The 14,588-nt window shown below is 43.4% G+C and carries 13 protein-coding genes and 1 pseudogene; all 14 read left to right on the top strand.

Annotation, left to right across the window (positions count from 1 at the left end; translation table 11 throughout):
- The first annotated feature begins 1 nt into the window (after nucleotide 1).
- Nucleotides 2–535 (top strand): TRAP transporter small permease, encoded by a 534-nt coding sequence (locus AC1DVB_RS20560; protein ID WP_477590719.1) that lies wholly within the window; start codon nucleotides 2–4, stop codon nucleotides 533–535.
- Entirely contained in the window at nucleotides 532–1,809 is a 1,278-nt protein-coding gene (locus AC1DVB_RS20555) for a TRAP transporter large permease subunit (RefSeq protein ID WP_477590717.1), read from the top strand. The genes AC1DVB_RS20560 and AC1DVB_RS20555 overlap by 4 nt, the downstream gene beginning before the upstream one ends.
- A gap of 60 nt (nucleotides 1,810–1,869) precedes the next feature.
- Nucleotides 1,870–2,916 (top strand): TRAP transporter substrate-binding protein, encoded by a 1,047-nt coding sequence (locus AC1DVB_RS20550; RefSeq protein WP_477590715.1) that lies wholly within the window; start codon nucleotides 1,870–1,872, stop codon nucleotides 2,914–2,916.
- A 24-nt stretch (nucleotides 2,917–2,940) separates the two neighbouring features.
- Nucleotides 2,941–4,191 (top strand): nickel pincer cofactor-dependent isomerase, group 22, encoded by a 1,251-nt coding sequence (locus tag AC1DVB_RS20545; RefSeq protein ID WP_477590713.1) that lies wholly within the window; start codon nucleotides 2,941–2,943, stop codon nucleotides 4,189–4,191.
- A 64-nt stretch (nucleotides 4,192–4,255) separates the two neighbouring features.
- A complete protein-coding gene (locus AC1DVB_RS20540) occupies nucleotides 4,256–6,460 on the top strand; it encodes a dihydroxy-acid dehydratase domain-containing protein (protein ID WP_377331785.1) in 2,205 nt (734 codons plus the stop codon).
- 61 nt (nucleotides 6,461–6,521) lie between these two features.
- Nucleotides 6,522–7,289 carry an IclR family transcriptional regulator gene (locus AC1DVB_RS20535; protein ID WP_063576083.1) on the top strand — a complete coding sequence of 256 codons (768 nt, stop codon included), beginning with the start codon at nucleotides 6,522–6,524 and terminating at the stop codon, nucleotides 7,287–7,289.
- A 31-nt stretch (nucleotides 7,290–7,320) separates the two neighbouring features.
- The gene (locus tag AC1DVB_RS20530) at nucleotides 7,321–8,208 is read left to right on the top strand and encodes a fumarylacetoacetate hydrolase family protein (protein ID WP_034307150.1); all 888 of its coding nucleotides are present in this window, start codon (nucleotides 7,321–7,323) and stop codon (nucleotides 8,206–8,208) included.
- 11 nt (nucleotides 8,209–8,219) lie between these two features.
- Nucleotides 8,220–8,519 (top strand): UxaA family hydrolase, encoded by a 300-nt coding sequence (locus AC1DVB_RS20525; RefSeq protein WP_098936600.1) that lies wholly within the window; start codon nucleotides 8,220–8,222, stop codon nucleotides 8,517–8,519.
- Between the two features lie 4 nt (nucleotides 8,520–8,523).
- Nucleotides 8,524–9,681: a UxaA family hydrolase gene (locus AC1DVB_RS20520; protein ID WP_057277918.1), complete on the top strand. Its 1,158-nt coding sequence runs from the start codon at nucleotides 8,524–8,526 to the stop codon at nucleotides 9,679–9,681.
- Between the two features lie 22 nt (nucleotides 9,682–9,703).
- Entirely contained in the window at nucleotides 9,704–11,137 is a 1,434-nt protein-coding gene (gene gucD / locus AC1DVB_RS20515) for an alpha-ketoglutaric semialdehyde dehydrogenase GucD (RefSeq protein ID WP_477590710.1), read from the top strand.
- 103 nt (nucleotides 11,138–11,240) lie between these two features.
- A complete protein-coding gene (gene dgoD / locus AC1DVB_RS20510; protein WP_230137373.1) occupies nucleotides 11,241–12,389 on the top strand; it encodes a galactonate dehydratase in 1,149 nt (382 codons plus the stop codon).
- Between the two features lie 17 nt (nucleotides 12,390–12,406).
- Nucleotides 12,407–13,318 carry a dihydrodipicolinate synthase family protein gene (locus AC1DVB_RS20505; protein ID WP_477590708.1) on the top strand — a complete coding sequence of 304 codons (912 nt, stop codon included), beginning with the start codon at nucleotides 12,407–12,409 and terminating at the stop codon, nucleotides 13,316–13,318.
- Nucleotides 13,315–14,262 (top strand): U32 family peptidase, encoded by a 948-nt coding sequence (locus AC1DVB_RS20500; protein WP_098185420.1) that lies wholly within the window; start codon nucleotides 13,315–13,317, stop codon nucleotides 14,260–14,262. Before AC1DVB_RS20505 ends, AC1DVB_RS20500 begins: the two co-directional genes overlap by 4 nt.
- Before the next feature lie 34 nt (nucleotides 14,263–14,296).
- Nucleotides 14,297–14,588 (top strand): annotated as a pseudogene (locus AC1DVB_RS20495) (C-terminal binding protein); the annotation flags it as partial.

Below are 14,588 nucleotides of genomic sequence, written 5' to 3'. Positions count from 1 at the left end.
CATTATTATGGCAGCTGCTTTAGCGATAATGGTCGTACTCGTGTTTGGTAATGTGGTCCTCCGTTATTTCTTTAATTCAGGGATTACTTGGTCAGAAGAAATGTCAAGGTATCTCTTTATTTGGTTGACGTTCCTCGGCGCCATTGGAGCTTTCAAAAACAAAGAACACTTAGGTGTAGACATGGTCATTAAACGGCTCCCGAATAAGATGAAAAAAGTGGTGCTTGTTATTAGTGATTTGATGATGTTATTCGTTCTTCTCTTAATCCTGGATGGAAGCTGGAAAATGACTATGATAAACATTGACAGTGCTGCACCGGCCACTGGAATGCCACTGGCATTTGTATATGGGACAGGTATTCTTGTAAGTGTTTCAATGGGAAGCATGATCATTTTCAATTTGTATCGGATTTTCTTCAATAAAATTAAAGACGAAGAATTGGTGATGATAAGTGAGTCAGAAGAGCTAATTTCCCTCCATACTGATGAATTTGAGTCAGATATTAGGATAGTTAAGGAGGAGAAGCAGGGATGATAGGTGTATTCGTCGGATCTTTACTGGGAGCCATGGGACTAGGAATACCTATTGCCTTTGCCTTACTTGTTAGTAGCGTAGTGCTTATGTACTTTCTTGGTATTTTTGATAGTCAAATTATCGCACAAAATTTAATCAGTGGCGCGGATAACTTCCCTCTAATGGCCATACCATTCTTTATGCTAGCAGGAGAGGCGATGAATCGGGGCGGTTTATCACGGCGTATCGTTGAGATGGCAATGAAATTGGTGGGTCATATCAAGGGAGGCCTTGGTTATGTTGCGATCATTGCGAGTGTGTTGTTTGCGAGTTTATCAGGATCTGCTGTTGCCGATACGGCCGCGCTTGGGGCTATATTAATTCCAATGATGGTGAAGTCCGGTTATGATGTGAACCGGTCAAGTGGTTTGATTGCATCAGGTGGTATCATTGCCCCGATCATACCGCCAAGTATTGGTTTCATCATTTTCGGTGTCGCAAGCGGTGTGTCCATTACAAAGCTGTTCATGGCAGGAATCGTTCCAGGTGTTTTACTAGCGGTTGGACTTACGGTTACCTGGGCCATTGTTGCACGAAAAGATAAAGTCGCCGTTAACCCCCGAGCTTCAGCAAAAGAAATTCTTACTTCTTTTCGTCAAGGCGTTTGGGCTCTATTCCTGCCCGTCATCATCATTGGTGGATTGAAATTCGGTTTATTTACACCGACTGAAGCGGCAGTAGTTGCTGCAGTCTATGCAATATTTGTCGGTCTTGTAATCTATCGTGAAATGAAAGTGAAAGATTTGTATGAGGTCTTTGTACATGCAGGAAAAATGACGAGCGTTGTCATGTTTCTGGTCGCTGCAGCTCTCGTATCCTCCTGGCTGATAACTGTAGCGGATTTACCTGGTCAGGTGATTGGATTGCTGGAGCCATTTATGGATCATCCATTCCTTCTATTAATAATGATAAACCTATTGGTTATCGTAGTTGGAACTGCTATGGATATGACGCCGACAATCCTTATTCTAACACCTGTCTTGATGCCATTGGTGGTCGCTGCAGGTATTGATCCAGTTTACTTTGGTGTCCTGTTTATCCTGAATAACGCCATCGGTTTACTTACACCACCTGTCGGAACCGTTTTAAATGTCATGTGCGGCATAAGTAAGATCAGTATGGAAGAAATCATGAAGGGGATTTGGCCTTTCTTGCTCGTTGAAGTAATTGTATTGATCTTATTGTTACTGTTTCCTTCATTAGTGATGGTACCGCTAGGATGGTTTACCTCCTAACGGAATTAAACAAGTATTTGGGTGTGTATGCTGGTATTCATCTTATTTTATAGGAGGAAAATGAAAATGCATAATTTGTTCAAACGTTTGGCGGTTGGAGTTTTACTGCCATCATTACTACTATTAAGCGCTTGCGGAAGCGGACAAAATGAAAGCGCTTCAGCTGACGGTATTCAGAAAAGAACAATCAAAGCAGGGATCGGAAATAGTAAAATGCATCCACAAGGAAAAGGAATGGAGAAATTTAAAGAACTGGTTGAAGAAAAAAGCGGGGGGAAAATGAAAGTCCAAAACTTTTTTGATGCCACCCTTGGAGATGATCAGAAAATGACAGAAGCTCTTCAAGGTGGCTTACAGGAAGTAACTGTTCCTTCAACCTCACCACTTGTTGGTATGATTAAGGAATTTGGAATTTATGACTTCCCATTTGTCTTTAATAATGAAGAAGAAGCTTATACAGTACTTGATGGTGCAGTAGGAAAAAAACTTTTGGATAAATTACCGGAACATGATTTAGTAGGTTTGGGATACTGGGAGAATGGTTTCCGAAACTTAACCAACAGCAAACACCCTGTTAAAACGGCTGAAGATTTCAAGGGGCTTAAACTTCGTACCATGCAAAATGAAGTGYATTTAGATGCATTTTCAAAGTTAGGGGCGAATCCATCGCCGATGGCTTTCTCAGAAGTATTTACTGCACTGGAAACAGGCACTGTTGATGGTCAGGAGAATCCACTAGCAACAATTCAAACGCAAAAATATAATGAAGTGCAAGAATACTTAAGTCTTACAAATCATGTTTATACACCATTTGTATTCCTTGTAAGTAAAAAGTTCTGGGATGACCTATCAGAACAAGAACAAGAAATCATGAGTGAGGCCGCACAAGAGGCTGGAAAGTATCAACGGGAAGTTAACCAAAAAGAAAATGAAAAGGCACTTAATTATCTAAAAGAAGAAGGAATGAAAATCAATGAAGTAGAACCGGAAGAAATGGAAAAAATGAAGAAGGCCATCCAACCAGTGACGGACGAATATGCCAAGAAATTCGGATTAGATCTTGTAGAGGAAATGATGAGCGAAGTTGAAAAAGTACGCGGTAAATAATCCAGATTGTTTGGAGGAAAGAAAATGGATATTATCTCTGAACTTTTACGTGAAATCCAATTACCGAAAATGGTACAAGTGAGGCAGAAATTTCATACACCTCAAATCGCTGATGTAGGTGGTGAGGTGAAGAAGGCGATAAAAGAAGCAGGTGTCTTATCAAGAATAAATGAAGAAGACAGGGTGGCAATTGCAGTAGGAAGCAGAGGGATAGCGGACCTTCCTACTTTAGTAAGAGAAACGGTGGCTGCCGTTAAGGAGGCGGGAGGTAATCCTTTCATCGTACCTGCAATGGGAAGCCATGGTGGTGCCACGGCGGAAGGGCAAATCGATGTGTTGCTTCAGCTGGGTATTTCAGAAGAAGCGGTTGGAGCGCCTATCAGGTCATCGATGGAAGTTATTAAACTGGATGAATTGCCAAATGGCCTCCCTGTCTATATTGATAAACTTGCTTACGAATCGGATAAAATCATAATCATTAATCGGATAAAACCACATACAGCATTTCGCGGACCGGTTGAAAGCGGACTTATGAAAATGATAACTATCGGTTTAGGAAAGCAAAAGGGAGCCGAAGCTGCACATGCATACAGCTTTAAGTATATGGCGGAACATGTCCCTGAAATGGCTAAGGTTTCCTTGTCAAAAGCTCCCATCATATTTGGTCTTGCGTCGATTGAAAACGCTTATGATAAACCGGCGAAAATCGTCGCAGTCCCAGCGGAGGATCTGGAGGTAGTGGAACCGGGACTGTTGCTTGAAGCAAAATCATTGATGCCGAAAATACATTTCGATTCGATGGACGTACTTATTGTAAATGAACTCGGAAAGGACATTTCGGGGGATGGAATGGACCCGAACATAACGGGTAATTTCGCCACACCATATGCTACCGGGGGACCAGACGTTAAACGGACCGTTGTACTTGGACTTACTGAAAAAACTCACGGTAATGCGAATGGCATTGGCATGGCAGATATGACGACAAAAGCCGTCATGAATGAAATAAAATGGGAAAAAGGGTATGCCAATGCACTCACCAGCACAGTCACAGATGTAGTAAAGCTCCCGATGTTTTTGGATACGCAGGAATTGGCTGTAAAAGCTGCCATCAAAACATGCAATGCCTTCGATTTGAATAAAGTGAGAATCGTAAGAATTAAAAACACGCTTGAAATCGGTGAAATTTGGATTTCTGAAAGCATGATGGAAGAAGCTTTAAAGAATGAAGATATAGAGATCTTGTCAGACCCAGAAGACTTGGCACTGGACTAAAAATCTTCTTTACTATTTTCATAGAACGAAAGAATTGATTTGAACTCAGAAAAGGAGTGCTGAAATGACACACCTATATCCACTAATTGATAACGAAATAAACCCTTACCGCGATAATGTGCAGGGAAAAGCAAATGAACCTATTACGGTTGCAGGTCTGTTGGACCGTTCGAAGCTGACGCTAGGCACCACATATGAAGGGGGGAAGCCTGATTGGACGCTTGAAGAAATTTATATGCGGCTCGAGAGGAATGCCCCGCGTATCGCAATAATCGGTGGTTCGTCCGATCATCCGGCCCATATAATGGATTACCAAACGTCAGCACGGGCAGCAATCCGCATTTGGCAAAACGGCGGCGTGCCGTTTCATTTCTCGACACCGGTAATGTGTGATGGCACTGCACAAAACAATCAAGGAATGAGTTACTCTCTCCAGAGCCGAAACGCGGTTGCACAAATGGTTGTCAACCAGCTGGAAGCTCACAGTTATCATGGTGCATTCGTCATTCAAGGGTGTGATAAGCAGCCTCTTGGTGTTGTAAGTGCACTCGCCCATGTTGATCGTGTTCGCCGAAACCGTGGTGAAGCACCCTTTTTCGCAACATTCGCACCTGCTCACGTATTGGAAGGCGGTTCGATTCCAGCTGACGTAATTGAAGAATTGGAAACTCTTGCGAAAAATGCGGAAAGCAAAGGAGCAGCCGATGTAGCCGTAGATTTACGAGATACGATGGCATATATATTGCAATGTTCATCGAATACTGCTTTCCAGGGCGTGTTTGAACGGGCCTATGAACGAGGAATATTGACGAAGGAACAGCATAAATACTTTGAAATGAGACTTGCTGTCGCAACATGTGACGGGCAGGGAGGTGTATGTGCCTTTAATGGTACGGGGAATAGTTCACGTCATTTAGTGGCAGGCATGGGTCTCGTACATCCAGCAGTGGAGCTGTTGACCGATCCGCCAACACAACGCCAGATTAACTCGGTGCTTGATAGCTTTGCCGGCATGATAAACGAAGAGCGCTACGGCGTGGCCAACATTGTCGCTGCGAACATAAAAAATGCAATCCGTATACACAGCGCATCGGGTGGTTCTACTAACTTAATGATGCATATTGTCGCAGGCATGCTTTATGCAGGATTCAAATTCAGTTTATGGGACCTTGACCGCATTCATCATTCACATCCAATTCCTGACTTATTTGATTACAGTTTGACAGAAGGAAGGGACATTTATTCACTTGCGATGCAGTGTTGCAGCGGGAAAAGCAGAGGAATGGAAACACTTTTTCATGAACTTATTGAGAATGGTGTACCAATGGATCAGGATGCGCCGACTGTCGCAGCAAAAACTTGGAAAGAACGTCTTACGATCACAAATAGCCTAAAAGCAGTTAATGTTAAGAAAAATCAGGTCATTTTATCCAATCCACGACGTGGATTCAGCGGTGTTGATGTATTAAAAGGAAACTTCTTTGAAAGCGCCGTTGTAAAAATCAGCGGAATGCCGACACCACAGCTTGACCAATTCGACGATAAGCTTGCATTTGTCCTTTATTACGAAAATGAAGATGATGCAAATAAAAGCCTGCTCGATTCAAATCTGCTTTCAAAAATAAAAGAGCAAAAGCTTTTCGAACATAATCTATTGCTAGAATCTCTTAAATACAACAATGAGTCGGAATGGTCTCTTCTAAAAACCGCTACCTATGGGGAATTATTTGACAGGATGGTTGAAGCCGGCACATTGAAAATTGCGGTTATTATCTCAGGGCAGGGGCCAGTGGCATTCGGAATGCCGGAAATGTTTACACCAATGCAACACATCAATGCAAATCGTGTTATGAAAAAAATCGCTACAATCATTAGCGACGGCCGCTATTCAGGAGTCACATATGGAGCTGCCATAGGGCATATGACACCGGAAGCGTATGAAGGTGGCGGCATAGGTTTACTTAAATCAGGGGATGTAATTCACCTTCAGCTTCGTGATCGACGAATTGATTTTGTAGATTCTACTAAACTTCATTCTGGAAAGGTTATTCATGATTTTGCGGATCATTTTAAAGAAGAAAGACAATCATTGGCAGCTGAACGCAAGCAGCGGATGAAAGTTAGACAGAAAATGGTTGCGGCAAGCAACAGGATGTTTGGGCATACAGATGCAGCAAATGGTGTTGTTCCAATCGCTGTCATTGAGGATGCGGTACTTGATTATGAACAAGATATTATAATCCATGAAAAAAAAGTAGAAATAAAGTGAGGTATGCTCGTCATAAATCCGATAAGATAAAGGTAGACAGAATGAAAAGGAGTGAGGAACGATGCCTATCATCCAATCGGTGGAGCGTGCCTTGAAAATATTGGATTTATTTGATGAGCGTGAGCGTGAACTAACTATCACAGAGATAAGTAAGAGAATGAATTTACATAAAAGTACGGTTCATTCACTATTAAAAACCTTACAGGAGCATCACTATATTTCACAAGGCGAAGAAAATGGAAAATACTCGCTAGGATTAAAGCTATTGGAGAGGGGAAGCGTTGTTGTGACCCATCTCGATTTGCGCAATGTAGCAAGAAAACATCTTGAAGGGCTTTCAGCAACAACGAATTTGACGCTGCACCTTGTCATATTGGACGGGCAGGAAGGTGTCTATGTCGATAAAGTTGAAGGTACTGGGGTAACGGTCCTGTATTCCCGTATTGGCCGTCGTGTTCCGATTCATACAAGTGCAGTCGGCAAATCTCTTGTTGCAACCAAAACGGATAGTGAACTGGATTTGCTCTTGGACGGCTATGATTATACGGGACCGACAGAAAAATCGATTAGATCCAAGGAACAGTTTTTAGCCGAAATCGAAAAAGCACGCATTAATGGTTATTCAATGGATAATGAAGAAAATGAACCTGGCATTTTCTGTCTTGCCGTACCGATAAGAGATTATTCAGGAAAGGTAATCGCTGCAATGAGTGTATCGATGCCTGCTTCGAAAGTAAACGAAGAAACACAAGAGTATTATGTACGTCTCTTAAAGGAATGCAGCAATAAAATTTCGCAGGAGCTCGGTTATGAATATCAAAAAATATAAAAAAAGGTTTGCCCTAAGGAGGAACTAGCAAATGAGAATTATTCGCTATGTACATGAAAACAAAAAACAACTTGCTGCCGTGACAAACGAAAACAATGTGGTGGACCTTCCATTTACTGATTTTATGTCGTTGATTACAACGGCACGCCATGAAAACAGAACGCCGTTTGACATTGTAAAACAAATTGTCGCTGAAGGGAAAAAGCTGCCATTGGAAGGTCTTCAATTAACAACCCCTATCGACGCACCGGAAGTATGGGCATCTGGCGTTACGTATAAAAAAAGCAAGGAAGCACGTAACTACGAAGCTACGCAAGGAAAGCTGGACCGCCAAACTTTCTATGACAAAGTTTATGATGCAGAGCGTCCTGAGATTTTCTTTAAATCAACTGCAGCAAGAACTGTAGGACCGAATGACCCGGTATATTTGCGTTCAGATTCAAAATGGCAAATTCCGGAGCCGGAGCTTGGTCTTGTCATCGATAAAAAGGGAACGGTGCTCGGATATATCGCAGGTAATGACATGAGCTGCCGTGATATTGAAGGTGAAAACCCGCTTTATCTCCCACAGGCAAAAGTATGGAAAAACTCTTGTTCCATTGGACCGGCCATCTTGTTAAAAGAGGCTGTTCCAGATCCATACGAGCTTAAAATCATGTGCCGGATTTTTCGAAATGAAGAAAAAGTATTTGAAGGTGAAGCGAAAGTAAACCAACTGAAACGAAAGTTGGAAGAGCTCGTCGATTATTTAGTCTTAGATAATACTGTATTTGACGGATCCGTTTTACTTACAGGTACTTGCGTGGTTCCGCCAAATGAATTTACATTGAAAGGCGATGACCGGATTGAAATCGAAATACCAGGGATAGGGGTATTAAACAACCCGGTCATCCAAAGTAAAGCAGTTCAAACCATTTAAGGGGTGACAAAATGAGCGAGTATAAAACACTTTACTTAAGTAGGGAAGATAGTGTAGCTGTCGCTTTATCCGAAATCCCTGCAAACACATCAGTAGTTGTGAAGTCAGACCTTGAAGAACTTGTCGTACCCATTCTTGAACCGATCCGTTTTGGACATAAGTTCGCAGTCAAGGCCATCAACCAAGGAGAAGACATAATTAAATATGGGGAAGTCATAGGTGCAGCCTCAGCTTCTATTCCCGCTGGTGCACATGTTCATGTACACAATTTAGAAGGCAAAAGAGGAAGGGGTGACAAAATTGCTGAATAAAAAAATGCAGTTTTGGGGCTACCGCCGTCCGGATGGCCGCGTCGGTGTACGGAATCATGTACTAATTTTGCCAACGATAACATGTGCAACACAAACAGCTCAGCGCGTCACAGAATTGGTGAGCGGAACCGTCACATTCATTCATCAGCATGGCTGTGCGCAAGTGGGCACTGATTATGATCAAACGGCCCGAACCTATGCGGGAATGGGCATGAATCCAAATGTATATGGTGTCATAGTACTCGGACTTGGCTGTGAAACACATCAGGCGCACCGTATTGGGGATGAAATTGCCAAATGCGGTAAACCAGTGGAAACTGTATCGATCCAGGATCATGGAGGCACTCTTCAAACCATTGCCGAAGTATCTAAAATTGCGGTCAAAATGGTCCAGGATGCCTCGATGGTGCAACGGGAATTATGTGATTTTAGCGAGCTGATTGTCGGTACGGAATGCGGTGGGTCGGATGCATGCTCCGGCTTATCTGCGAACCCGGCAGTCGGACGTACAAGCGATTTGGTAGTTCAACAAGGGGGAACCGCAATATTAGCGGAAACGACTGAACTCATCGGTGCAGAGCATTTGATCGCAAACAGGGCGGCAAATGACCAGGTAGCAAAAAAAGCTTATGCGGTTATTAAAATGATGGAAGACCGCTCGATTCAAATGGGCGTAGACATCCGCACCGGAAATCCAAGTCCGGGTAACATTGAGGGAGGTCTCAGCTCACTAGAAGAAAAATCACTGGGGGCAGCGACAAAATCAGGTACAACCAGATTGGAAGAAGTCATTGATTATGCCCAGGTACCCACAAAAAAAGGGCTTGTATGGATGGATACGCCTGGCCATGACATTGAGCAATTGACGGGAATGGTCGCAGGCGGTGCCCAAATCGTTCTCTTTACAAGTGGAAGAGGCACGCCGACTGGTTCTCCTATTTCACCCGTAATAAAAATCTCGACTAATACACCAATGTTTGACAGGATGAATGAAAATATGGATTTAAATGCCGGTACGATCGTTGATGGTTTAGAAACCGTTGATGAAGTGGGCAGGCGCATCATGGAAGAAATTCAACATGTTTCTAACGGGAAACTAACAAAAGCGGAGATATTAAAGCAGCATGACTTTGGTATTTGGAGAATTGGACCGACATTCTAAAACGAAAAAGGAGCTAAAGAATATGATATCAACTACATTTGCAACGAAAACATATAAAAATTTCATTAATAATGAGTGGGTKGATGCATCTTCTGGAAATACCATCGAAAGTATTAATCCTGCAGACAAAGAGCCGGTTGGCTATGTACAAAGCTCAACCGAAAAAGACTTGAATAAAGCTGTAGCTGCAGCGCATAAGGCAAAAAGGGATTGGCGCAGGCTCGGCCAGTCCGCACGTGGGCAAATCCTTTTCAAAACGGCCAATATATTGGAAGAAAATCTAGATGAAATTGCCGAAACCATGACTCGCGAAATGGGTAAAACGTTACCTGAAGCAAAGGGTGAAACGGCACGGGGTGTTGCAATCCTGCGTTACTATGCTGGGGAGGGGATGCGGAAAGACGGCGATGTTATTCCATCATCCGATAAAGATGCCCTAATGTTTACGAAACGCAGCCCACTTGGTGTTGTCGGGATAATCACGCCATGGAACTTCCCGGTTGCAATTCCCATCTGGAAAATGGCTCCTGCACTTGTATATGGCAACTCAATCGTATGGAAACCGGCTACGGAGGGAGCTGTTACGGCAGCGAAAGTCATGGAATGTTTCACAAAAGCAGGCTTCCCGGAGGGCGTAGTGAACTTCATTACCGGTAAGGGGTCGATCATCGGTCAAGGACTCATCGATCATCCGCTTTTAAATGCGATCACATTTACCGGTTCTGAAAGTGTCGGTCAGAGCGTCGCAAAATCAGCTTCCGCCCGCGGGATAAAATATCAGCTTGAAATGGGTGGAAAGAATCCAGTCATCGTAACGAAAGATGCGAACATCGACCATGCTGTCGAGGCGGTCATCAGCGGTGGATTTCGTTCTTCCGGCCAAAAATGCACAGCTTCAAGCCGTGTTGTCGTTGAATCGTCAGTATATGATGAATTCAAACAAAAACTGGTAAAGGCAGCAGCGGAAATTACAGTGGGCAACGGTCTTCAAGAGGGTATTTGGATGGGCCCATGTGCAAGCGAAAGCCAGTTCAAAACGGTGACAGAGTACATTGAAAAAGGTAAGCAGGAGGGCGCAAAACTCATACATGGCGGGGAGATATTAACTGGCGGAGACTATGATAGGGGCTTTTTCATCACACCAGCGATTTTCGAAGACGTGACKTCCGAAATGGAGATTGCACAGGCAGAAATTTTTGGACCAGTTATCGCGCTTATGAAAGCAACAGATCTGGTCGAAGCGATTGACTTGGCAAATAATACGAAGTACGGATTGAGTGCATCAATCTTCACATCAAATATTAGTTCAATTTTGGAATTCATCGATGAAATTGAAGCAGGTCTWGTCCGTATTAACGCAGAAAGCGCAGGCGTAGAGTTGCAAGCCCCATTCGGAGGCATGAAGGCATCAAGCACGGGTTCGCGAGAGCAAGGTGAAGCGGCGAAAGAATTTTAGACAGCCATAAAAACGGTTTTTATTAAAGGTTCTTAACAAGTGTAAGGGAGGTTTCCATGTTTGAAAATCTCTCTTTCTTCAAAAAAACATTGCGAGGTGCTTGATGAAAATCATAAAAATTTCTTTATACAAAGTTCCGCCCCGCTGGCTGTTTTTAAAAATCGATACGGATGAAGGCATTTCSGGATGGGGAGAGCCTGTCGTGGAAGGCCGTGCTGAAACGGTTAAAGCAGCAGTTAACGAACTGACTGATTATTTGATAGGGAGAAATCCGAACGACATTGAAGATATCTGGCAAACGCTTTATCGAGGTGGATTTTACCGCGGTGGCCCAATTTTAATGAGTGCCATTTCCGGCATTGAGCAGGCATTATGGGATATAAAAGGAAAATACTTCGATATTCCTGTATACCAAATGCTCGGCGGCAAAGCACGTCAAAAAATTAAAGTGTATTCATGGGTCGGAGGAGATCGACCTGTGGATGTCGTTGCAGCCGCAATAGAAAAACAGAAAGAGGGCTTCCTTGCTGTCAAAATGAACGCATCAGAAGAAATGAATTACATAGATAGCTTTTCGAAAGTAGAAGCGGTCATCGAACGCGTTGCTTCAATCAGGGAAGCGGTTGGCAACGACTTTGGCATCGGTGTGGATTTTCACGGGAGGATTCATAAAACGATGGCAAAAGCGATTGTAAAAGAACTGGAACCTTATCGTCCCATGTTCATTGAAGAACCGGTGCTCCCGGAAAACAATGAAGCACTTCGTGAGATTGCCTGGCATACTACGTGTCCGATTGCGACGGGAGAAAGAATGTATACGCGCTGGGGCTTTAAGCAGCTACTTCAAGATGGTTATGTCGATATAATTCAGCCGGATCTGTCTCATACAGGTGGTATTTTAGAAGGGAAAAAAATTGCCGCCATGGCAGAAGCGTATGATGTAGCCATTGCGCCGCACTGCCCGCTCGGTCCGATGACTCTTGCTTCATCCATTCATCTGGACGCAACGACACCGAATTTCATTATTCAGGAGCAAAGCCTTGGTATTCATTACAACGAAGGCATGGACATTCTCGATTATATGAAAAATCCAGAATTATTCGACTATGAAGAGGGTTATGTGAACATTCCTGATAAACCGGGTCTTGGTGTGGAAATCGATGAGGAAAAAGTGATGCAGGCAGCAGAGACCGGACATGATTGGAAGAACCCAATTTGGCGAAATGAGGACGGGAGCATCGCTGAATGGTAATAAAAGGAGGGAAAATAATGGACTTTCATGGCATCATTCCACCGGTAGTCACCTTATTTGATGAAACGGGGAACTTGGATTTGGAGTTGAACAGAAGGTATATCGACCTATTAATCTCACGGAATATTGACGGTATTTTGTTGATGGGCAGTTCAGGTGAGTTCTCCTCACTTACGACTGAAGAAAGGAAATTATATGTACGCGAAATGTTAAAGTACATTAACGGAAGAGTGCCAGTTATGGTCGGAGTCGGGCATACCGCATTAAAAGAGGTGCAAGAACTGACTTCTTATGCAGAAAAGCATGGAGCGAACGGTGTTCTCGTAGTCAACCCATATTACTGGAAGCTGTCTGACGAGCAATTATACCGACATTTTTCCAATGTGGCGAACCATACTAATCTGCAAGTTTTCATTTATAACATCCCGCTCTTGACAGGTCAAAACTTATCCATCGAACTGATTAAAAAATTAGCCGAAGATCATTCAAACATTACAGGTATTAAAGAGACGGTCAGTGATTTCGGCCACCTTCGTCAAGTGCTGGCTGAAGTGAAGAAAGTTCGCAGTGATTTCAAAGTCTTCTCCGCTTTTGACGAGCATTTGCTTCCGGCCCAAATGATTGGAGCAGCGGGAAGCATTAATGGAAGCGCGGTCTTTGCCCCGGAAATATCCGTACATTTATATGAATCGTATCATAAAGGAGATCTCGCTGAAGCCCAGAAAAATCATCAAGTGATTTCAAAACTGATGGATGTGTACAATTACGGTCCGACATTTTTTACAGCCATGAAGGAAGCTGTTCATCAGCGCTGGTTTGACGTTGCTGCTGGTCACCGTGCCCCATGCGATGTATACCCTGCTGATTTGGGTGAAAAAGTAGCTGCTCTCTTAAAAAATATAGATATGAAAGAAGGCGTCCAAAAATGAAAGAATCACGCGACTTGCTCGAAACGTTAGGCTACCCATCTACTGATCTTAAAGAACTTCCTACATCAACGAAAACATTTCCGGACGGTGCTCAATACCGCATTGAACTGCCAAGTGTAGAAGGTCCAGCGGCCCTAAAAGAAACATTGAAAGAAATTGACCGGCTTGGTTTGACTATTCACCGGATATCCCAGGGCAGCGGCATCATGCTTCAAACGGATGAAGAAATTAAAGAAATGTGTGAAATGACAGCAGAGCGCGGCATGGAGCTCAGTTTGTTTGTCGGTCCCAGGGGTTCTTGGGATGTCAGTGCGGGGCCGCTTACGCCAGGAGGTAAATCCCAGGGAATCCGCCATGAAGGATCGGACCAGCTTGTTTATGCCATGGAAGACTTGAAAAGAGGAGCTGCACTTGGTCTTCGCGGTGCGTTAGTTGCAGATGAAGGACTTCTCCTTTTAACGAAAGAAATGAAAAAACACGGACAGCTTCCGAAAGACTTTGTTGTTAAAGTATCGGTTCAAATGGGTTCAGCCAATCCAGTATCCGTTAAATTAATGGAAGACATCGGAGCGGATACCTACAACGTACCACCTGCATTAACGCTGTCCAAACTTGCAGCGATCCGACAATCAATAAACATTCCCATTGATTTATATGTTGAAGTTCCGGATACCTTCGGAGGCTTTCTTCGCTATTATGAAATACCAGAAATTATCCGTGTATTGGCGCCAGTATACATTAAATTTGGTCTGCGCAATCATCCTGATGTATACCCTTCAGGGAAACAATGGGAAAGTACGAACATCTCACTCGCTCAAGAACGTGTACGCCGTGCCGCAATTGGCATTCAAATGATCGAACGATACTATCCTGAAGCAATAACATCGAAACTCGGTGCAGAAGGACTCGGCATTGCAAAAATTGAAAAGGCAGCAGCGAAATAGATGTCTGGTCTTACTATAAAGGAGTGGAGCCCGAATGACCTTTAAAATATTATTAACGGATTACGAATTTGAACATTTGAAATATGAAGAAGAGATTTTTCAAGAAAGCGGTCTGGAAATCAATTTCATCAAAGCGCAATGCAAAACTGAAGAGGAAGTAATGGAGCATGCAAAGGAAGCGGATGCAATTTTAAATCAATATGCTCCTATCTCAAGACGAGTCATCGAGTCGCTCGAAAACACGAAAATCATTTCCCGCTATGGTGTTGGCGTCAATACAATTGATCTCGATGCCGCTAAGGAAAAGGGGATTACTGTCGCCAATG

The sequence above is a fragment of the Peribacillus sp. P4_D6 genome, assembly GCF_056401795.1.
This window is presented reverse-complemented; position numbering and strand designations above follow the sequence as displayed.

Bases quoted from the DNA above. Each gene is read 5' to 3' on its own strand.
- AC1DVB_RS20525 (WP_098936600.1), top strand. From the start codon at position 8,220: ATGAGCGAGTATAAAACACTTTACTTAAGTAGGGAAGATAGTGTAGCT.
- AC1DVB_RS20500 (WP_098185420.1), top strand. From the start codon at position 13,315: ATGAAAGAATCACGCGACTTGCTCGAAACGTTAGGCTACCCATCTACT.
- AC1DVB_RS20555 (WP_477590717.1), top strand. From the start codon at position 532: ATGATAGGTGTATTCGTCGGATCTTTACTGGGAGCCATGGGACTAGGA.
- AC1DVB_RS20505 (WP_477590708.1), top strand. From the start codon at position 12,407: ATGGACTTTCATGGCATCATTCCACCGGTAGTCACCTTATTTGATGAA.
- AC1DVB_RS20535 (WP_063576083.1), top strand. From the start codon at position 6,522: ATGCCTATCATCCAATCGGTGGAGCGTGCCTTGAAAATATTGGATTTA.
- AC1DVB_RS20540 (WP_377331785.1), top strand. From the start codon at position 4,256: ATGACACACCTATATCCACTAATTGATAACGAAATAAACCCTTACCGC.
- AC1DVB_RS20545 (WP_477590713.1), top strand. From the start codon at position 2,941: ATGGATATTATCTCTGAACTTTTACGTGAAATCCAATTACCGAAAATG.
- AC1DVB_RS20530 (WP_034307150.1), top strand. From the start codon at position 7,321: ATGAGAATTATTCGCTATGTACATGAAAACAAAAAACAACTTGCTGCC.
- AC1DVB_RS20520 (WP_057277918.1), top strand. From the start codon at position 8,524: ATGCAGTTTTGGGGCTACCGCCGTCCGGATGGCCGCGTCGGTGTACGG.